This window comes from Bilifractor sp. LCP19S3_H10 (genome assembly GCF_052119185.1).
Taxonomy (GTDB): Bacteria; Bacillota; Clostridia; order Lachnospirales; family Lachnospiraceae; genus Bilifractor.
On the sequence record NZ_JBQKFT010000013.1, the window covers coordinates 19,720 to 40,275 of the forward strand.

Consider the following 20,556-nt stretch of genomic DNA (forward strand, 5'->3'; position numbering starts at 1 on the left):
GGCCTTGTCAGTCATGCGCACAGTAAGGATGGACAGCAGCAGAAGATGAACAGGCGGAGGGTACCCAGGCGACAGGAATTATGGTATCATAGACTGAACAGCTCTTCGAAAACGCAGCCAGGATCGTCACGCGCGAAGCGTGCGTAAGAGACCAAAACAAATTGAGGATGGTGGCATTTCGATCTCGGACGGTCACGCGCGAAGCGTGCGTAAGAGACCGGATGCGGTTTCTAAGGCAGCAGGTATGAGCACGAAGTGACGCGTAAGCGGCACGAAAATCAGAAGTTCGCAGAATATCAAGCTCAAGGAGGGATTAATCATGCGTGAACCTGACGAAATGAAGGGATTTGCGGGGATTGTTGGACATAAAGATGTAGTGTCACATATTCAGAATGCAGTCCGGACGGGAAAAATCTCTCATGCGTATATTATCGGCGGGGAGAAGGGATCTGGAAAGCGGCTCATAGCGACACTGTTCGCCATGACGCTTCAGTGCGAGGAGCATGGAACGGAACCCTGCGGAAAATGTGCCTCCTGCCGTAAGGCTCTTGGCGGAAATCATCCGGATATCATCTATGTGACGCATGAAAAGCCGAACTCTGTAGGAATCGACGAGATCCGGGAGCAGCTGGTGGAGGATGTGCAGATCCGTCCCTATGAGAGCAGGTATAAGATATATATCGTGGAGGAAGCGGGAAAGATGACGCCGCAGGCGCAGAACGCGCTTCTGAAAACGATCGAGGAACCGCCGGAATATGCCGTCATCATGCTTCTGGCGGACAATCCGGAGATTCTGCTTCCGACGATACGATCCAGATGCGTGACATTAAATCTGAAGCCGGTTACCGAGGAAGAGATGAAGGATTATCTGATGCAGCAGCTCCATGTGCCCGACTATCAGGCGGATATCATGGCATCCTTTGCCCAGGGAAATATCGGCAAGGCAAAACGGATCGCAGAGTCCTCTGAATTTATGGAGATGGTGGAGAATGCCGTATATCTTCTGAAGAACTCCCAGAAGATGGAGGTCAGTGAGATGATTGACGCCGTGCGGGAGATGGCCGGAGATAAGCAGAAAATCTACGATTATTTTGACATCTTCACGATTTGGTTCCATGATGTCCTGATGTTCAAGGCGACACGGGAAGTGGATGGTCTTGTGCTGAAGGGTGAGATCAACGCGATCCGGGAGCGGGCAAGCACCAGCTCATATGAGGGACTGCAGAAGATTCTGGAAGCGATACAGACGGCAGCGGGCAGATTCCGGGCGAATGTAAATCCCGATCTGACGCTGGAACTCCTGTTTCTTACAATACGGGAGTGCTGACCGGCGGAGATGATGTGAAATACAGGTCCCGGGAACGGGATTGATAGGAGTAAGCAGAAAATGGTAAAAATTATTGGAATCCGGTTTCGGAATGGGGGAAAGGTCTACTATTTCGATCCGAAGGACATGGAGTTTAAGAAAGGGGATTACGCCATCGTTGAGACCGCCAGGGGCGTGGAGTGCGGAAGAGTTGTCCTGGCGCCGCGGGAGGTTGAGGACAGTCAGGTGGTGCAGCCGCTTCGGCCGGTGATTCGCGTGGCCGGAGATGCGGACATTGAGCATGAGAAGGAGAATCAGCGCAAGGAAAAGGAAGCCTATCGGATCTGCAGACAGAAGATCAGGGATCACAACCTGGATATGAAGCTGGTGCAGGCGGAATACACCTTCGACAACAAGAAGATGCTGTTTTATTTTACGGCGGACGGAAGAGTGGATTTTCGGGAGCTGGTGAAGGATCTCGCCTCAGTGTTCCGGACAAGAATTGAGCTTCGTCAGATCGGTGTCCGCGATGAGACAAAGATGCTCGGCGGAATCGGGACCTGCGGAAGACCGCTTTGCTGCAGTACGTATCTGTCCGATTTTGCACCGGTTTCGATCAGAATGGCAAAAGAGCAGAATCTCTCTCTGAATCCGGCGAAGATTTCCGGAGTCTGCGGGCGGCTGATGTGCTGCCTCAAGAATGAAGAGGAAACTTACGAATACCTGAACCGGAAGCTTCCGGGTGTCGGCGATGTGGTTCAGACGCCGGACGGACGGGAAGGAGAGGTTCAGTCTCTGAATGTTCTCCGTCAGAAGGTCAGGGTATTGATCGAGGAAGGCGATGACAAAGAGGTCGCAGATTATGCGGCAGAGGAAATAACGCTGATCCAGAAGCGGAAAAAAGGAGGAAAATCCGGAGCAAACAACCCTCGCGCGGAGCGCGGAGGTAAGGAGCGGCCGGGTCGGGCTGCTTCTTCCGGAGAAGGCAGCGCGCAGGGAGAATCAGAGAAACCCGCACCGGGAGATACTGGTTTGTCCGGTAAGAAGGAGGCAAGAGACCGTAGAGAGAGCCGCCGGGAGCAGACCGGAAGAGATGGAGGCAGGAGAGAATCCAGAGAATCATCCGGGGGAAGAGAGCAGGAACGGCGCCAGAGGACGGCTGCGGGTGAGAGGCTGAACTCCGAAAGGGGAGGCAGACCGGCTCCGGAGGCTGATGGCGCTGAGGAACGTCAGGATGAGAACCCTGAGAGAAGAAGCCGGCGCAACCGTCGTGGAAGACGGGGAAACCGTGACAGAAGAAATGGGATGGATCCGGAAGGAACGGTGAGCCGCGAGAGCGAAGGCTTTCGCGCGCGGGGAGAAAAACGCTCTCCGGAGGACGGAAGAGATTCCGAATCACAGAATCCGGAGCGGACCAGAAGACGGGACCGCAGACGCCCGGATCGAAGCAGAAGAGAGATGCCGGAAGAAAACAAGGAGTCGTAAATGTCCCCAGAACTGAAACAAGGAGAGCATCTGGATGATCTCCAGAATGGATTTTTTATCATCCAGGGGCAGAAGAGCTTCCGCTACGGAATCGATGCGGTGCTGCTGTCCGGTTACGCAAAGGTAAAACCGGGAGAGAAGGTGCTGGATCTCGGAACGGGGACGGGAATTCTGCCGATCCTTCTGGCTGCCAAGACACCCGGGCGAAGCTTTACGGGGCTGGAGATTCAGAAGGAAAGTGCGGATATGGCCAGAAGAAGTGTGGCCCTTAATCATCTGAACGACAGAATATCAATTGTACAGGGAGACATCCGGGAAGCCGTATCCATATTCGGTGCGGCTTCCTTTGACGTAGCGGTCAGCAATCCGCCCTATATGATCGGCAGGCACGGACTGACGAACCCCGACCCGGCGGTGGCCATCGCGAGACATGAGATTTTGTGCAGCTTCCGGGACGTTGCGGAGCAGACGTCCCGGATTCTCACGGACAGAGGACGTTTTTACCTGATTCACCGGCCCTTCCGCCTGGCGGAGATTATGTGTACCCTGAAGGAGTACCGGCTGGAGCCGAAGCGGATGCGTCTGGTGTATCCTTTTGCGGACAAGGAACCGAACATGGTTCTTCTTGAAGCGTGCAAGAACGGAAATCCCCGGATCCGGGTGGAAAAACCTCTGATCGTATATGAGAGGCCCGGCGTATATACCCGGGAGATTCGCGAGATTTACGGTGACGGAAGATAATCCCGCGCCGGTTCATGGAAAACAATTGAGATACGGCGAAAGTGCCGGAAAGGAGGCTGTAATGCCGGGCAGACTTACACTTTGCGCAACACCGATCGGGAATCTGGAGGATATTACCTTCCGGGTTGTCCGGGCGCTGAGGGAAGCGGATCTGATCGCCGCGGAGGATACGAGAAACAGCATCAAGCTGCTGAATCATTTTGATATCCACACCCCGATGACTGCCTATCACGAGAACAACCGCTACGACAAGGGCAGACAGCTTGTGGACAAGATGCTTTCCGGAACGAATATTGCCCTGATCACGGACGCGGGAACACCGGGCATCTCCGATCCGGGAGAGGTTCTCGTCGAGTTGGCCGTGGAGGCGGGGATAGAGGTCACTTCACTTCCGGGGCCGGCCGCCTGTATCACGGCGCTGACGATGTCAGGACTGTCCACGAGGCGGTTCGCCTTCGAGGCATTTCTTCCCATGGAGAAAAAGGAGAGGGCAGCGGTACTGGAGGATCTGAAGGCAGAGACGAGAACGATCATTCTCTACGAGGCGCCCCACCGCCTGGTGAGGACGCTCGGGGAGCTTCGGGATGTGCTCGGCGGAGAACGGAGGATCAGTCTTTGCAGGGAGCTCACAAAAAAACATGAAAATGTACAGCGGACGACAATTGACGCGGCGCTGGAACATTTTGAGACGGAAGCGCCGAGAGGAGAGTTCGTTCTGGTCATTGCGGGAAAGAGCTTCCGGGAGCGGAAAGAGGAAGAGCAGGAGTTCTGGAAGAAAATGACCGTGGAAGAGCACATGGCATATTATCTGGGCCGCGGGACAGACCGGAAAGAGGCCATGAAGCAGGTAGCCCGTGACCGGGGCTGCGGCAAACGGGAGATCTACGCATATCTCAATAAGAACACATAAGGATCCGGCACGGCCCGGTTCATGGTGACTGCGTGCAGCTGTTCACAGATGTATCAGTGTCCGGCCGACCGGACAGCCCCCGTAATTGCGCGCAACTGTTTATGCAGGGGTTATCTGCACTTTACGAATGCCGGATCTGTTGTTATAATATTCTAATCAAAATAGGGTGTATGTACCCCTCGAAAGGAGATGTTTTTATGAATATCACGATCAGTGGAAAGAATATAGAGATTACCGACGGTCTCAGAGCTGCAGTAAATGAAAAACTGAGCAAGCTGGAGAGATATTTCACACCGGATACAAACGTAATCGTTACACTGAGTGTGGAAAAAGAAAGACAGAAAATCGAGGTTACCATTCCTGTCAAAGGCAAAATCATCCGTTCCGAGCAGGTCAGCAACGATATGTATGTATCCATTGATCTTGTAGAAGAGGTGATCGAGCGTCAGCTTCGCAAGTATAAGACGAAAATCATCGACAAGAAACAGGCTGCTTCTAATTTCCAGAAGACATACATCGACAATGATTATATGGAGAATGAGGAGATCCGTATTGTCCGGACGAAGAAGTTTGATATCAAGCCGATGTATCCGGAAGACGCATGCGTACAGATGGAACTTCTCGGACACAATTTCTTCGTGTTCATGAATGCGGACACGGATCAGGTTAATGTCGTATATAAGAGAAAAGGAAACACTTATGGTCTGATTGAACCGGAAAACTGATCTGAGATTTTCGGATCGCACCGTTTCCGGCAGACCTGCCAGAGGGAAAAGACGCCGAAAGGCGTTTTTTCCTCGTAAACCACACAGGAGCTTAGAATCTAGTAATGAAATTATCAGAAAGAATCTTTGGCACACACAGCCAGAGAGAGTTAAAACGAATTGAGCCGATCGTAGACAAGGTAGAATCCTATCGTCCCGCCATGCAGGCGCTCAGCGACGATGAGCTTCGTGCCAAGACGAAGGAGTACAAGGACCGCCTGGCGGGCGGCGAGACACTGGATGACCTTCTGCCGGAAGCGTTTGCAACCGTAAGGGAGGCGGCAAAACGTGTACTGGGTATGGAACCCTACAGAGTTCAGATTATCGGCGGAGTTATTCTTCATCAGGGGCGTATCGCGGAGATGAAGACCGGTGAAGGAAAAACCCTTGTATCCACGATGCCGGCTTATCTGAACGCCCTTACGGGAAGAGGAGTGCACATCATCACCGTCAATGATTATCTGGCGAGCCGTGACGCGGGCTGGATGGGAAAGGTTCATGAGTTCCTGGGTCTGACCGTAGGATGCGTTCTGAACAGCATGAAGAATGATGAGCGCCGTGCCCAGTACAACTGTGACATTACCTATGTCACAAACAACGAGGACGGTTTTGACTATCTTCGTGACAACATGGTGATATACAAGGATCAGATGGTGCAGAGAGATCTTGCTTATGCGATCATCGATGAGGTTGACTCGGTTCTGATCGATGAAGCCCGCACCCCTCTGATCATTTCCGGACAGAGCGGAAAATCCACGAAGCTCTACGAGACGTGTGATATTCTGGCGACACAGCTTCAGCGCGGTGAGGCTTCCGGCGAGGTTACCAAGATGACTGCCATCATGGGCGAGGAAATCGAGGAGACCGGAGACTTTATCGTAAATGAGAAGGACAAGATTGTGACGCTGACCGAGCAGGGCGTCAAAAAGGTGGAGCAGTTCTTCCACATCGACAACCTCTCGGATCCGGAGAATCTTGAGATCCAGCACAACATCATCCTGGCGCTTCGTGCGCACAACCTGATGTTCAAGGACCGTGATTACATTGTCAAGGATGATCAGGTCTACATCGTAGATGAGTTTACCGGACGAGTGCTTCCGGGCCGCCGTTATTCCGACGGACTGCATCAGGCGATTGAGGCAAAGGAGCACGTAAAGGTAAAGCGCGAGAGCAAGACGCTTGCCACCATCACCTTCCAGAACTTCTTCAATAAATATGAGAAGAAGGCAGGTATGACAGGTACCGCTCTGACAGAGGAGCAGGAGTTCCGTGATATTTACGGAATGGATGTCATCGAGATTCCGACGAATAAACCGATCGCCCGAATCGATCATGATGACGCTGTCTATATCACAAAGAAGGAGAAATACCGGGCGGTAATCGAGGACGTCAAGGAGTCTCACGCGAAGAAACAGCCGGTACTTGTGGGTACCGTCAACATCGATACATCAGAGCTTCTCAGCCGCATGCTGAAGAGAGAGGGAATTCCGCATCAGGTACTGAACGCGAAATATCATGAGCTTGAGGCCGAGATCATATCCCACGCGGGCGAGGCGGGCGCGGTAACCATCGCCACGAATATGGCGGGCCGTGGTACTGATATCAAGCTTGATGAGGAAGCGAGAGCGGCCGGAGGACTGAAGGTCATCGGTACGGAGCGGCATGAGTCGAGACGTATTGACAATCAGCTGCGCGGACGTTCCGGACGACAGGGAGATCCGGGAGAGAGCCGTTTCTATCTGTCACTGGAAGACGATCTTCTCCGCCTGTTCGGTTCCGAGAAGCTGATGTCCGTCTTCAAATCTCTGGGCGTATCCGAGGGTGAGGAGATTCATCACAAGATGCTTTCATCGACAATCGAGAAGGCGCAGGAGAAGATCGAGGGCAACAACTACGGAATCCGTAAGAATCTTCTGGATTATGACCTTGTCAACAATGAGCAGAGAGAGATCATCTACAAGGAGCGCCGCCAGGTTCTGAACGGCGAGAGCATGCGTGATTCTATCATGAAGATGATCTACGACACGATCGACAACACCGTGGAGCGGGCGATCGGCGAGAGTGGAGATGAACCGGACAACTGGGATCTGGATGAACTGAACCGTCTGCTGCTTCCGATTATTCCTCTTCAGAAGATAACGAAAGAAGATGTCGCTGCTCTGAAGAAGGGCAAGGAGGAGCTGAAGCAGAACCTCAAGGACAAGGCAGTCCGGCTTTATGAGGAAAAAGAGGCCCAGTTCCAGTCTGAGGAACAGATCCGTGAGCTGGAGCGTGTCATCCTTCTGCGTGTGATCGATGAGAAATGGATGAATCACATCGATGATATGGAGCAGCTGCGCCAGGGTATCGGACTTCAGGCATACGGCCAGAAGGATCCGAAGGTGGAGTACAAGATGCTGGCCTATGACATGTTCAATGAAATGACCGCGTCAATTCAGGAGGACACCATCCGCCTGCTGTACCATGTCCGGATTGAGGAGAAGGTGGAGCGTGAGCAGGTAGCTCAGGTCACCGGAACCAACAGAGATGACACATCCGAACGGAAGCCGATACAGAAAAAGGCAAAAAAGATTTATCCGAACGACCCCTGCCCGTGCGGAAGCGGTCTGAAGTATAAGCAGTGTCACGGACGGAAGGGAGCACCGCCGCTGGATATCTGAGTGAAGAACTGATCCGAAGAGCAGATGATCAGAAGAGCTGCCGTGCCGGATGGTGTCCTGCCGGCGCGACAGCATCGTCATGCCGTCGGACAGATGACGGCATGCGGCGGGAATATTTTTTTACGCGAACAGTGAGCCGCAGCCGAATGCGAAGTATTCGTGTGCGGCGAGCGTCGCGATAGCGAGATAAAACTCGCGCAGCGTGTTTTATCTCGTTAAAGAGGGCCCCGATTACCGGTTTTCGGAACCGGCCCTTCAGGATACGCAAACCGGAATAAAATGTTCACAGAACAAAAGGTGGTGAAGCTGGTGGTAGTAGAACTTGAAAACATGAAACAGGAACTCAGGACATTCGATCAGCCATTGGTGGAAGTGAGGGATTCACTTTGACCTCGCTAGCAAAGAGCAGCGGATCGAAGAATTAGAGAGAAAAATGGAGGAGCCGAATTTCTGGGACAACCCGGAGGAGGCTCAGAAGCAGACAAGAGAGCTGGGAAACCTCAAGGACGATCGGGACACCTATAAGAAGCTGGTATCCTCTAAGGAAGACATCGAGACATTGATCGAGATGGGCGAAGAAGAGGATGACGAGTCGGTCGTTCCGGAAGTGCGGGAGATGCTGGATGAGTTCAAGGAGAAGCTTGAGAATATCCGGATCAAGACACTCCTCTCCGAGGAATATGATTCCTGCAACGCGATCGTGAGACTGAACGCGGGAGCGGGCGGAACCGAGGCAATGGACTGGTGCGGCATGCTTTACCGTATGTATACAAGGTGGGCGGAGAGGCATCATTTCAGCATTGAGGAACTGGATTATCAGGAAGGCGATGAGGCCGGCATCAAGTCGGTAATGTTCCAGGTCAACGGCGAGAATGCGTATGGCTATCTCAAGTCGGAGGCAGGAGTTCACCGTCTGGTCCGGATTTCTCCGTTTAATGCGCAGGCAAAGCGGCAGACCTCCTTCGTATCGTGCGATGTCATGCCGGATCTGGACAAGGATATAGATATCGAAGTGCGTGACGAGGACATCCGTGTGGATACCTATCGTTCCAGCGGTGCCGGCGGTCAGCACGTCAACAAGACCTCATCGGCAATCCGGATCACCCATCTGCCAACCGGAATCGTGGTCACCTGTCAGAACGAGCGGTCCCAGCACATGAACAAGGACAAGGCGATGCAGGTCCTGAAATCAAAGCTGTATATGCTCGAGCTGGAGAAGCAGGCGGAGAAGGAGGCCGGAATCCGCGGCGAGGTGACGGATATTGCATGGGGACATCAGATCCGCTCCTATGTCCTTCAGCCGTATACGATGGTGAAGGATCTGCGGACAGGAGAAGAGCGTGCACAGGCAAGTGCTGTCCTGGATGGCGATATTGATCCGTTTATCAATGCGTACCTGAAGTGGAGCGCGCTGAAGAAGAAGGAGCACACGAAGTAACGAAAAGTAAGAGACTTCGAAATCGCATCCAATCTCTTACACACGCTTCGCGACAGGCGGCCTGTCTGCGTTTTCGAAGAGCTGTTTTTTTAATACCTTTGTATAAGTCTACGCGCCGCTTCGCACTTTGTGCTTTCGCGTCGCTACAGGTATGAGCACTTTCGTGCCGCATACGCGTCACTTCGTGCTCATACCTGTTGTCGTCGCAAAGCCATAGCCGGTCTTGCACGCCCTTCGGGTGTGCAGTCCGTCTCTGTCATGCGACGGGACTTATACACCTACATCAGATGAGAGCGAGGAAGAATACAGATGGTTAATGTTGCCGTTCTGGGTTACGGAACCGTAGGTTCCGGAGTAGTTGAAGTAATCAATACCAACCATGACAGTATCAACAAGAAGGCGGGGGACGAGATCAATATCAAATATGTTCTTGACCTCAGAGATTTTCCGGGAGATCCGGTGGAGAAGGTTCTGGTCCATGATTTCAATGTGATTCTGCAGGACCCGGAGGTAGACATTGTCGTGGAAACCATGGGCGGACTGCACCCTGCTTATGAGTTTACCAAGAGCGCTCTTCTTGCAGGCAAGAGCGTGTGCACATCCAACAAGGAGCTCGTTGCGACGTATGGCACGGAGCTTCTGAAGATTGCAAAGGAGAAGAGCATTAACTATCTGTTTGAGGCGAGCTGCGGCGGAGGAATTCCGATTATCCGTCCGCTGAATTCCTCGCTCACAGCGGATGAGATTGATCAGATCACCGGTATTCTGAACGGGACGACAAACTATATCCTGACAAAGATGGGACGGGACGGATCTGATTTTGATGAGGCTCTCGCGGAGGCGCAGAATAACGGTTACGCGGAGCGCAATCCGGAGGCGGATATTGAGGGATACGATGCCTGCCGGAAGATCGCCATCCTTTCTTCTCTGGCTTACGGACGTCATGTGGATTATCATGACATCTATACGGAGGGAATTACAAAGATCACAGCCGTGGATATGAAGTACGCGCAGGAAATCGGCGCGGCGATCAAGCTTCTGGCGACAAGCTGTAAGGTCGACGATGGTTTCTACGCTATGGTCTGCCCGGGCATGATCAACGAAAGCAGCCCTCTTTACAGCGTGAACGGAGTGTTCAACGCGATTTTCATTCACGGGAATGTTCTCGGTGACGCCATGTTCTACGGCAGCGGCGCGGGAAAGCTTCCTACAGCCAGCGCGGTTGTGGCGGATGTCGTGGATGAGGCAAAGCATCTTCATCGCAATATCATGATGAACTGGAGCAGCAGAACCCTGAAGCTGTGTGACGTCAGTACGATGGAGAATCGTTTCTTTGTTCGTGTAAAGGGATCAGTATCAGAAAAAATTGACAAGGTGAATGAGATTTTTGGCAGGGTAGAGCCGATCAGTCTGCCGGCAGTGCCCGGCGAGTTCGCCTTTATCACAAAAAAGATGAAGGAATCTGAATTTAAGGCAAAAGCGGACCAGATGGGTGAAGAAATCCTTGGAAGAATCCGTGTATTTTTCTGAGAATGACAGGCCCGTGACAAGGTATTCAATGCCACATGAGGTTCGGGAGACGATGGTCTCCCGGTCCTGCATGTGGCGTTATTCAACAGAGAAGCCGGCTCATCTGTCGGCGGAAGAGGTGATTAGAGAATGGTAAAACATACAGGAGAGAATTATTACATTTCTACGGCTATTGCATATGCGTCCGGAAAACCCCATATCGGTAATACATATGAGATCGTTCTTGCGGACAGTATTGCGAGATTCCGCAGGATGCAGGGATATCAGGTATATTTTCAGACCGGTACGGACGAGCACGGCCAGAAGATTGAGAACAAGGCCGAGGAGAAGGGATGTACGCCGCAGCAGTATGTAGATGACGTGGCATCCGAGATTCACCGGATCTGGGATCTGATGAATACCTCCTACGACAAGTTCATCCGCACGACAGATGCATATCACGTCAGACAGGTCCAGAAGATTTTCAAAAAGTTCTATGAGCAGGGCGACATCTACAAGGGACATTATGAGGGATGGTACTGTACGCCGTGCGAGTCCTTCTGGACGGATTCCCAGCTGGTGGACGGCAAGTGTCCGGACTGCGGACGGCCGGTCACACGGGCAAAGGAGGAGGCATATTTCTTCAGAATGAGCAAGTATGCGCCGAGGCTGATTGAGTACATCAATGAACATCCCGAATTTATTCAGCCGGTATCCAGAAAGAATGAGATGATGAATAACTTCCTGCTTCCGGGGCTTCAGGATCTCTGTGTCTCCAGGACTTCTTTCAAGTGGGGAATTCCGGTAGACTTTGATGACAAGCATGTCGTATATGTATGGCTGGACGCACTGACCAACTATATCACCGGTCTCGGCTATGACGCCGATGGGAACAGCAGCGAGCAGTACAAGAAGTTCTGGCCGGCGGATCTTCATCTGGTCGGAAAGGACATCATCCGTTTCCATACGATATACTGGCCGATCTTCCTGATGGCGCTGGGCGAGCCGCTTCCGAAGCAGGTATTCGGACATCCGTGGCTGATCCAGGCAGACGGCAAGATGAGCAAGTCAAAGGGAAATGTGATCTATGCGGATGATCTGGTCAATCTCTTCGGGGTTGATGCGGTCCGGTATTTTGTTCTTCATGAGATGCCGTTCGAGAATGACGGTGTCATCAGCTGGGAGCTGATGGTGGAACGCCTCAATTCTGACCTTGCGAATACGCTTGGCAATCTGGTAAATCGTACGATTTCCATGTCAAATAAATATTTCGGCGGAATTGTCGAGGACAAAAATGTGAATGATCCGGTGGACGATCAGCTGAAGTCGGTTGTTACAGAGACTGCCGGCAAGGTCGAGGAGAAGATGAAGGGACTTCACGTCGCGGATTCGATTACCGAGATTTTTGCGCTCTTCAAGCGCTGCAATAAATACATTGATGAAACCATGCCGTGGGCACTCGCCAAGGATGAGACAAAGAAGGACAGGCTGGCGACGGTTCTGTACAATCTCGCGGAGAGCATTACCATAGGAGCATCGCTTCTTGAGCCGTATATGCCGGAAACGACGGAGCGGATTCTGAAGCAGCTCAATACCGGGAAGAGAGATTATGCAGATGCCGATAAATTCGGCCTGTATAAGAGCGGCACGAAGGTGACGGAAGAGCCGGAGATTCTGTTTGCAAGACAGGACCTGAAGGATGTCATGGAAAAGGTAGAGGAGATCCGTAAAGGACAGAAGGCCACGTCCGGAGAGGCTGCGCAGAGCGGTACAGCCGGCGAAGGGGCTGATGCAGCAGGAGAAGAGAAGCCGGAGATCCACGTTGAGCCGAAGGCGGAGATCACCTATGATGATTTTGCGAAGATGCAGTTCGCGGTAGGTGAGGTTCTGGAGTGCAGAGAGGTTCCGAAATCGAAGAAGCTTCTGGTGTCTCAGATTAAATTCGGTGACCAGACCCGTCAGATCGTTTCCGGAATCAAGAAATGGTACAAGCCGGAGGAGATGGTCGGCAAGAAGGTAATGTGTCTGATTAATCTGAAGCCGGCGAAGCTTGCCGGTCTGGAGTCGCAGGGCATGATTCTCGCCGCGGAAGACAGTGAGGGAAATGTGACCCTGATGACACCTGAGAAAGATATGCCGTCAGGCTCCGGGATTTCATAAATAAAATTTTTTAGAGAAAATGCCGTTATATAGCGGCTGGGTTATACGGAAGACTGCAGCATGTGTGTTGCAGTCTTCTGCCATATAAGGGGGCTGTGCGAACATGTGGCCCTGGACCAAACGTATAAGAGTGGATGCAGGAATGCGTTGCCCTGGACCAAACGTATAAGAGCGGATGCAGGAACGCGTTGCCCGGGACAAAACGTTAAGGGCGGTTGTGCGAATGCGCAGCTCACGACAAACCCTATCAGCAGTATGTGACGATGTTTACAGCATGGACTTTTACCATGTGAGGTGATGAAGAATGATATTTGATACACATGCGCATTACGAGGATGAAGCTTTTGATGAGGACAGAGATGAGATGATCCGGACCCTTCCGGATTATCATGTGGGACGGTTCGTCAACGTGGCCTCCGACTGGTCCAGTCTGGAAAAAACGCGAAAGATAGCGGAGAATTATACAGATGCCTTTGCTGCATTTGGTCTGCACCCGGACAACGTCGGGGAGCTGAATGAGGAACGGGTAAAAGAACTGGAAGAATATCTGCGGTTTCCGAAGTGCGTGGCTGTGGGAGAGATCGGACTGGATTATCACTGGAACAAGGATAACCGGGAGGAGCAGATCTACTGGTTCAGAAAGCAGCTGGAACTGGCGAGAAGTCACAGGCTTCCGGTAATCATTCACAGCAGAGACGCTGCACAGGATACGATGAATATTGCCCGGGAGGAGAACCTGGGAGAGATCGGCGGTGTGATTCACTGCTATGCGTATTCTGTCGAACAGGCGCTGGAATATACAGAGATGGGGATGTATCTGGGAATCGGGGGTGTGGTCACATTCAAAAATGCCAGACGTCTGAAGGAAACGGTGCAGGCAGTTCCTCTGTCACATCTCGTTCTGGAGACTGACTGCCCGTATCTCGCGCCGGAGCCGCACCGGGGAAGCAGGAACAGTTCCCGGAATCTCCGGTATGTGGTGCGTGCGATCGCGGATCTGAAAGGGATAACAGCGGAGGAAGTCGAGCAGACAACCTGGGAGAACGCCTGCAGAATGTACCGGCTGCAGTAAGCCTGACCTGAAGAACTGAGATATTGCAATTGGGATTATCGGAGGCATTACAAAATGTATCGGATGCAATAGGGCGGATTAGGAAGATGACGGAAGAAAACCGGGCCCTCATTTGTGGAATTTTCCATATTTTTCTATACGAATCCAAATCTTTTTGTGATATTATGACTGTATAAGCTCTTCGAAAACGCATACAGGATCGACACGCGCGAAGCGTGTGAAAGAGACTGTATGCGATTTCGAAGGCAACAAGCAAAAGCACGGAGAGACGCGAAGCGGCGCGGGAGTGCTTTTGCTTGTAGGATTGCGGGAGTGCGAAGCACGGAGCAATCCGTAGCTTATACAGTCAGGAAAAGAGGAAAGCACTTCGAAAACGCCGGGCGGACCTTCATCCGCGAAGCGTGTGAAAGAGACGGTATGCGATTTCGAAGGCAACAAGCAAAAGCACGGAGGGACGCGAAGCGGCGCGGGAGTGCTTTTGCTTGTGGGATTGCGGGAGTGCGAAGCACGGAGCAATCCGAAGCTTATACAGTCAGGAAAAGAGGAAAGCTCTTCGAAAACGCCGGGCGGACCTTCACGCGCGAAGTGGTTAAAGGGACGAGAGGACATTTTTTATAGAGAATAGAGACAGCAATTCCATAGAAAATAGCATCCGTATAAAGGAGAGGGAAATGGCAAGAAAAAGCATCGGGGAAGAAAAGAAAAGCGAGACCGTGGAGAAGGCGGCGTCTGCAGTGAAAGAGGCTTCCGGAAAGGCTGCCAGGGCAGCGAAGGAGGCATCGGATATCGCGTCGAAGGCGATGAAGGATGCAACGGAAAAGGCAGGCAAAAATGCGGCTGCTACCGTAAATTCAGTGAAGAAAAATGTGAAAAGATCGGTGGCGAAGGCGCAGTCGGGAAAGATTGTGGATGAGCCGGAGATTTCCGGAGAATCCGAAAAAACGGAAGAGGCTTCGGAAAACAAGGTCAGACAGGACCCGCATATTTTTTCTGATCTGGATTCCTATCTGTTCGGTCAGGCGACTCACTATGATCTGTACAAGAAGATGGGCGCGCACACAGCGCGTCTGAATGGCGAGAACGGAACGTGGTTCACATTATGGGCGCCGAATGCGGTCGCGGTGTATGTGATCGGAGAGTTTAACAGCTGGGATGAGAATGCAAATCCCATGAAAAAGATCGAAGATCAGGGAATCTGGGAGATCTTTATCCCGGGAGCGGCAGTGGGTCAGCTCTACAAATATCTGATCATCTCGAAGAACAATCAGAAGCTGTACAAGGCGGATCCGTACGGGAACTGGGCGGAGCTTCGTCCGGGAACGGCTTCGAGAATAGCGGATCTGAGCTATCGGTGGGGCGACGCGGCGTGGATCCGGAACAGGCAGAACCTTGTGCCGGAAACGGCTGCGCTGTCGATCTACGAAGTGCATCCAGGGTCCTGGATGAAGCATCCATATAGTGAGGAAAATCCGGAAGGGTTCTATACCTACCGGGAATTCGCGAAGCGGATTGTCGAGTATGTGAAGGACATGGGATATACTCACGTCGAGCTTATGGGCATTGCCGAGCATCCGCTTGATCAGTCCTGGGGATACCAGGTGACAGGATATTACGCACCGACCTCCCGCTACGGGGCGCCGGCTGATTTCAAGTATCTGGTGGATTATCTTCACCGCAACAAGATCGGTGTAATTCTGGACTGGGTACCCGCGCATTTCCCGAAAAATGCCGAGGGACTCGCGAATTTTGACGGCGATGCCGTATACGAACATGCGGATCCGAGACAGGGAGAGCATCCGGACTGGGGCACCAAGATCTTTAACTACGGCCGTCCGGAGGTGAAGAATTTCCTGCTTGCGAATGCGCTTTACTGGGTGGAGGAGTTCCATGTGGACGGCCTGAGGGTGGACGCTGTTGCCTCCATGCTGTACCTGGACTACGGCAGAAAGGACGGAGAGTGGATCGCAAATAAATACGGGGACAACAAGAACCTCGAGGCGATTGAATTTTTCAAACATCTGAACACGCTTGTGCCCGGTCGGAATCCGGGCGTCATGATGATTGCCGAGGAGTCGACTGCGTGGCCGAAGGTGACCGGAAAGGTGGAGGACGGCGGCCTCGGGTTTACCTACAAGTGGAACATGGGCTGGATGCATGACTTTCTGGAGTATATGAAGCTGGATCCGTATTTCCGCAAGTTCAACCACAACAAGATGACCTTCGCGATGACCTATGCGTTCAGTGAGAGATACATCCTGGTTCTCTCACATGATGAAGTGGTTCATCTGAAATGCTCGATGATCAACAAGATGCCGGGACAGGAGGATGAGAAGTTCCAGAATCTTAAGGTCGGTTATACCTTCATGTTTGGCCACCCGGGCAAAAAGCTGTTGTTCATGGGACAGGATTTCGGACAGTACAGAGAGTGGAGCGAGGAGAGGGAACTGGACTGGTTCCTTCTGGAGGACAAGAAGAACGAGCATCTGCAGGCCTATGTGCGTGACCTGCTGAACATGTACCGGAAATATCCTGCCCTTTACGCAAATGACAAGGGCTATGAGGGATTTGAATGGATGAACGCGGACGACTGCGACCGGAGCATCTTCAGCTTTGTGAGATGGTCGCCGACGAAGAGAAACAATCTTCTCTTTGTCATCAATTTCACGCCGGTGGAGCGCGCGGACTATATGTGCGGCGTGCCGAAGGCCGGGAATTACACGCTGATTCTCGACAGCAAATGCGAGAAGTACGGAGGGGATCACAAGGTTCCGCTCAAATACAAGGCCGAGGAGGGCGAATGCGACGGGCAGAAGCTTCACATCGCCTACGAGCTTCCGGCTTACGGAGCAGCGGTATTCAAATTCAACTGACAGACTGTGTAAAATTTTGCGATATATAGTATAGCTATTTTGTCCATTGTAAAAAGATTTGAGAATGTATTGTTTATATGAGGAGAGATCCATGAAAAAATAGTTATCAAATGTTTTAGCACACCTCATTATAATTATGATCGGCATTCAAACAGCGTGGTTAGTGTCAATAAGATTTTAGGTGATTATATGTTTGGGAAAAGAGAACTATTTTTAACATATGATACGATAAAATTGCAAAATATTACCAGAAAGCTTAATAGTGCTAAGATTAGATATGAGATAAAAAGTAGCGATTTTGGAAGGTCTAACAGAGGTTCTGGATTGCTGGGCAACTTTGGTGAAAATCCGAACCAAAAAATCATGTACTATGTTTATGTGAAAAAAAATGACTATGATTTTGCAAAATCTGTGATAGACGATGTTATAAAGGGAGTTTAGAAGATTGCTTTTGTTATTTTAGTTTTGAACTAAAATTTAAAAGAAAGGGGCGGTCCTTTTACATATCGTATTGTTAATACTCCGACAACAATTAACATAGCATTAACACAGACTTTATATTAAACAGATAGTTTCTCCGGGTTATCTTTTGTACGCTTAATCTATATGTTAATGGAGCGTTACAGATCCCGGAGGTAGGTTATGAATGAGAAGGTACAGATAGTATTTGGTCTGCTGGGAGGACTCGCGATTTTTCTGTTCGGCATGAACATGATGAGCGACAGTCTGCAGAAAGCGGCCGGAGAGAAGATGCGCACGGTGCTGGGGATGCTCACCAGAAATCCGGTGCTGGGAGTGATTTCAGGAGCACTGGTTACAGCGGTTTTGCAGAGCTCCAGTGCGACGACGGTCATGGCGATCGGGTTCGTGAGCGCAGGCCTGATGACTCTTCCGCAGGCGATTTCGATCATCTTCGGAGCGAATATCGGAACGACCATGACGGCTCAGATCATAGCGTTCAAGCTGAGTGATTATATCTTTATCATCATTTTCATCGGCTTTATCATCGGATTTACCGCGAAGAAGCAGAAGATCAAATACATCGGAAATACCATCCTGGCTTTCGGGCTTCTGTTTGAGGGAATCGAGATCATGGGCAGCGTGATGAAACCCCTGGCTTCCAGTCCCTTCTTTATTAACCTGATTGGGAAGGTCGCCCATATTCCGGTGCTGGGTGTTCTGACAGGTCTGATGATGACTCTTGTGGTGCAGAGCTCCAGCGCTACAATTGCGGTTCTTCAGAATTTTGCGTCTCAGCCTGCCGCAGACGGGATCACAAGCATCATCGGCCTTGCGGGAGCGATACCGGTTCTCCTGGGTGATAATATCGGAACGACGATCACAGCCATTTTGGCAAGTATCGGCCAGAGCATCGACGCAAAGCGGACGGCGCTGGCGCACTGTATCTTTAATGTGAGCGGCAGTCTGCTGTTCATCTGGTTTGTAAAGCCCTACGCGAGTCTGATCACGATGATCTCTCCGAAGGGCAATGAGGTAGATGTCATTTCCAGACAGATTGCCAATGCCCATACCGGTTTCAATATCATCATGACTCTGATCTGGACGCCTCTTCTGTGGCTGATGGTCAGGATCGTCATGAAGCTTCTCCCGGGAAAGAAGGAGCGGGTGGTTCCACTCGGCGAGCCCAAATATCTGGATGACAAGCTGATCCGGCAGCCGGTTGCCGCGCTCCATCTTGTGGCGCAGGAGACACTTCATTCCGCGCATATCGTCCAGCGGATGTTCGTAAAGGCGGAGGAGATCACACAGAAGGACAGTGATGCCGTACTTGGGACAATCCGTGCGGAGGCTGCGGGGGTACATGAGCTGTCAGAAAAGATCAACGAATATCTGGCCGCTGTTTTTTCGTTCGGTGCCATCACGGAGGACCAGGCATCCATGGCGACAGGTGTTCTTCTGATTCAGAGTGAAATCGACCGGATTGCGGATCTGTGCCGGAGTATCATTGAAAACATCGCGGGAGCGAAGAATATGAAAGTGAAATATTCCAAGGATGCGATGAAGGAGCTTCGGAAATCCATGGAACTGATTCGTAGGATGTTTGAGGAAACACTTGTCCTCATGGCGGATCCCGGGAAAATTGAGACGGACAGTCTGAAGAAGGAACGGGAGATGGTCATGGACATCGATGAAGGGATGCGGAAGGATCACGTGAAGCGGGTCGCAAAGGGAAAGTGCGATGCGAAGATGACGGTGAGCTTCAACGCGCTTCTGCACGATCTTGACCGGATGGGAAGCAGCTGCCTGAATCTGTCTGATACCGCGCTGAAGGAGATCAATTTCAACACACTTCTTCAGGGTGAGCCGGACCCCGAGAGGGAAGAACTTCTTCAGAGCAGTCCGCACCCGGAGAGTGAAGAAATTCTTCAGAGCGGGATGGATCCAGAGAGTGAAGAAAGGATTCCGGCGGATGCCGTCCGTCCGAAGACCAGGGCAAAGAAGGTCCGCGCATGAGGTCCTTGCGTACAATTGAAGAAATCCGAAACATTTGGTAAGATAGAGGTGTCGTGCACATGTGGCGCGGCACTTTTTGAATGACAGGAACAGTGGTATGCGTTCGGCTGTGAAGGGGCTGTGCGCGGAGAACGTCGCGGCAGATCGATGAAGTCGGTCAGATGTGGCAGCTGCGAGAGGTGCGAAAACAACGGAGCAGCTGGCTTTATAGATTAAATGCTGCCCCGATTGCGGGGCATGAAGGGCTGCTTTGGCATTGTGCATTGTACGGCGGAGATCACGTTGGAAACCGGATGTAATTCCGATAGACTGAATCAGGACAGGCGGGAACATGAGTACAGATGAGAAAAAATACAGGGGTTATGTAGGCGTGTTTGATTCCGGAGTCGGAGGAATCAGCGTTTTGAGGGAAATGATCCGCGAGCTCCCGAACGAGAATTTTTATTATTTTGGGGATTCGGCGAATGCGCCTTATGGCGAGAAGACGGTAGAGAAGGTGCAGGAGCTTTCCATGGCGATCGTGGATCGCATGGTGAATGAGGGATGCAAGGCGATTGTCGTCGCCTGCAACACCGCAACCAGTGCGGCGGTAAGGCTGATCCGGGAGAAGTACGAAAAGACAATGCCGGTGATCGGAATCGAACCTGCGCTGAAGCCAGCTGCCAGAGAGGAGCATCACGGGAGGATTCTGGTGATGGCGACCCCGGTCACACTGAGGCTGGAGAAATACCACGAGCTTTCGGGAAGACTTGCCGGGGAGGCGGAATTCATCCCGGTTTCCTGCGCGGGTCTTGCTGACCGGGTGGAAAAGGGAAATCTGGACGCGGCGGACGTTACACAGATGCTGGAGCAGATGATCGGGCCCTATCGGGGACAGATTGACGGAATTGTGCTTGGATGCACGCACTATCCGTTTCTGAAGAAGCAGATTCACAGCGTCATGGGAGATGTGCCGCTCTACGACGGGGGCAGAGGAACCGCAAGGGAACTGCACCGCCAGCTTTCGCGGCATGGTCTGCTGAATAAAGGAGAAGAGCCGGGAAGAGTCGTTCTGGATTCCAGTCTGAAGACTGAGGAAGAAATGAAGGTTTACCGGCAGCTTCTGGATGCGGACATCGAATAATCTGGATTCGTGTGAAGAATGTCAAAAATATAAAACGTCGCGC

At 51.7% G+C, this 20,556-nt stretch carries 14 protein-coding genes; all 14 read left to right on the forward strand.

Annotation, left to right across the window (positions count from 1 at the left end; translation table 11 throughout):
• The first annotated feature begins 337 nt into the window (after positions 1–337).
• Positions 338–1,327, forward strand: a complete 990-nt coding sequence (holB, locus tag ACTQZS_RS10610; protein WP_441101324.1) for a DNA polymerase III subunit delta' — start codon at positions 338–340, stop codon at positions 1,325–1,327.
• Positions 1,328–1,387: 60 nt separating this feature from the next.
• Positions 1,388–2,791 carry a regulatory iron-sulfur-containing complex subunit RicT gene (gene ricT / locus ACTQZS_RS10615; protein WP_441475769.1) on the forward strand — a complete coding sequence of 468 codons (1,404 nt, stop codon included), beginning with the start codon at positions 1,388–1,390 and terminating at the stop codon, positions 2,789–2,791.
• Positions 2,792–3,532 (forward strand): tRNA1(Val) (adenine(37)-N6)-methyltransferase, encoded by a 741-nt coding sequence (locus tag ACTQZS_RS10620; protein ID WP_441475770.1) that lies wholly within the window; start codon positions 2,792–2,794, stop codon positions 3,530–3,532. It abuts the gene before it with no gap.
• Positions 3,533–3,593: 61 nt separating this feature from the next.
• Positions 3,594–4,442 carry a 16S rRNA (cytidine(1402)-2'-O)-methyltransferase gene (gene rsmI, locus ACTQZS_RS10625; RefSeq protein WP_441475771.1) on the forward strand — a complete coding sequence of 283 codons (849 nt, stop codon included), beginning with the start codon at positions 3,594–3,596 and terminating at the stop codon, positions 4,440–4,442.
• Between the two features lie 197 nt (positions 4,443–4,639).
• On the forward strand, positions 4,640–5,167 hold the full coding sequence (gene hpf / locus ACTQZS_RS10630) for a ribosome hibernation-promoting factor, HPF/YfiA family (RefSeq protein ID WP_441101303.1): 528 nt from the start codon (positions 4,640–4,642) through the stop codon (positions 5,165–5,167).
• A 104-nt stretch (positions 5,168–5,271) separates the two neighbouring features.
• Positions 5,272–7,866 carry a preprotein translocase subunit SecA gene (gene secA, locus ACTQZS_RS10635; protein WP_441475772.1) on the forward strand — a complete coding sequence of 865 codons (2,595 nt, stop codon included), beginning with the start codon at positions 5,272–5,274 and terminating at the stop codon, positions 7,864–7,866.
• Positions 7,867–8,145: 279 nt separating this feature from the next.
• Positions 8,146–9,304, forward strand: a protein-coding gene (prfB, locus tag ACTQZS_RS10640; protein ID WP_441101301.1) for a peptide chain release factor 2 whose coding sequence is annotated in 2 segments (ribosomal slippage) — positions 8,146–8,253 and positions 8,255–9,304 — 1,158 coding nt in all. Because the reading frame shifts where the segments join, the coding sequence is not laid out codon by codon here.
• Positions 9,305–9,613: 309 nt separating this feature from the next.
• Positions 9,614–10,834: a homoserine dehydrogenase gene (locus ACTQZS_RS10645; RefSeq protein WP_441475773.1), complete on the forward strand. Its 1,221-nt coding sequence runs from the start codon at positions 9,614–9,616 to the stop codon at positions 10,832–10,834.
• Between the two features lie 129 nt (positions 10,835–10,963).
• Positions 10,964–12,973, forward strand: coding sequence for a methionine--tRNA ligase (gene metG, locus ACTQZS_RS10650; RefSeq protein WP_441475774.1), 2,010 nt, complete (start codon positions 10,964–10,966; stop codon positions 12,971–12,973).
• A gap of 304 nt (positions 12,974–13,277) precedes the next feature.
• A complete protein-coding gene (locus ACTQZS_RS10655) occupies positions 13,278–14,045 on the forward strand; it encodes a TatD family hydrolase (protein WP_441475775.1) in 768 nt (255 codons plus the stop codon).
• A gap of 800 nt (positions 14,046–14,845) precedes the next feature.
• Positions 14,846–16,915 carry a 1,4-alpha-glucan branching protein GlgB gene (gene glgB, locus ACTQZS_RS10660; protein WP_441475819.1) on the forward strand — a complete coding sequence of 690 codons (2,070 nt, stop codon included), beginning with the start codon at positions 14,846–14,848 and terminating at the stop codon, positions 16,913–16,915.
• 189 nt (positions 16,916–17,104) lie between these two features.
• Positions 17,105–17,356 carry a hypothetical protein gene (locus ACTQZS_RS10665; protein WP_441475776.1) on the forward strand — a complete coding sequence of 84 codons (252 nt, stop codon included), beginning with the start codon at positions 17,105–17,107 and terminating at the stop codon, positions 17,354–17,356.
• Positions 17,357–17,557: 201 nt separating this feature from the next.
• Complete coding sequence (locus tag ACTQZS_RS10670; RefSeq protein ID WP_441475777.1) at positions 17,558–19,390, forward strand: Na/Pi cotransporter family protein; 1,833 nt, start codon at positions 17,558–17,560, stop codon at positions 19,388–19,390.
• Between the two features lie 331 nt (positions 19,391–19,721).
• Positions 19,722–20,513 carry a glutamate racemase gene (murI, locus tag ACTQZS_RS10675; RefSeq protein WP_441475778.1) on the forward strand — a complete coding sequence of 264 codons (792 nt, stop codon included), beginning with the start codon at positions 19,722–19,724 and terminating at the stop codon, positions 20,511–20,513.
• Positions 20,514–20,556 lie beyond the last annotated feature (43 nt).

What these genes read in the sequence shown, in the direction of transcription:
- ACTQZS_RS10665 (WP_441475776.1), top strand. Translation starts at nt 17,105, where the DNA reads ATGTTTGGGAAAAGAGAACTATTTTTAACATATGATACGATAAAATTG.
- ACTQZS_RS10645 (WP_441475773.1), top strand. Translation starts at nt 9,614, where the DNA reads ATGGTTAATGTTGCCGTTCTGGGTTACGGAACCGTAGGTTCCGGAGTA.
- metG (WP_441475774.1), top strand. Translation starts at nt 10,964, where the DNA reads ATGGTAAAACATACAGGAGAGAATTATTACATTTCTACGGCTATTGCA.
- ricT (WP_441475769.1), top strand. Translation starts at nt 1,388, where the DNA reads ATGGTAAAAATTATTGGAATCCGGTTTCGGAATGGGGGAAAGGTCTAC.
- holB (WP_441101324.1), top strand. Translation starts at nt 338, where the DNA reads ATGAAGGGATTTGCGGGGATTGTTGGACATAAAGATGTAGTGTCACAT.
- murI (WP_441475778.1), top strand. Translation starts at nt 19,722, where the DNA reads ATGAGTACAGATGAGAAAAAATACAGGGGTTATGTAGGCGTGTTTGAT.
- ACTQZS_RS10670 (WP_441475777.1), top strand. Translation starts at nt 17,558, where the DNA reads ATGAATGAGAAGGTACAGATAGTATTTGGTCTGCTGGGAGGACTCGCG.
- rsmI (WP_441475771.1), top strand. Translation starts at nt 3,594, where the DNA reads ATGCCGGGCAGACTTACACTTTGCGCAACACCGATCGGGAATCTGGAG.
- glgB (WP_441475819.1), top strand. Translation starts at nt 14,846, where the DNA reads ATGAAGGATGCAACGGAAAAGGCAGGCAAAAATGCGGCTGCTACCGTA.
- ACTQZS_RS10655 (WP_441475775.1), top strand. Translation starts at nt 13,278, where the DNA reads ATGATATTTGATACACATGCGCATTACGAGGATGAAGCTTTTGATGAG.
- secA (WP_441475772.1), top strand. Translation starts at nt 5,272, where the DNA reads ATGAAATTATCAGAAAGAATCTTTGGCACACACAGCCAGAGAGAGTTA.
- hpf (WP_441101303.1), top strand. Translation starts at nt 4,640, where the DNA reads ATGAATATCACGATCAGTGGAAAGAATATAGAGATTACCGACGGTCTC.
- ACTQZS_RS10620 (WP_441475770.1), top strand. Translation starts at nt 2,792, where the DNA reads ATGTCCCCAGAACTGAAACAAGGAGAGCATCTGGATGATCTCCAGAAT.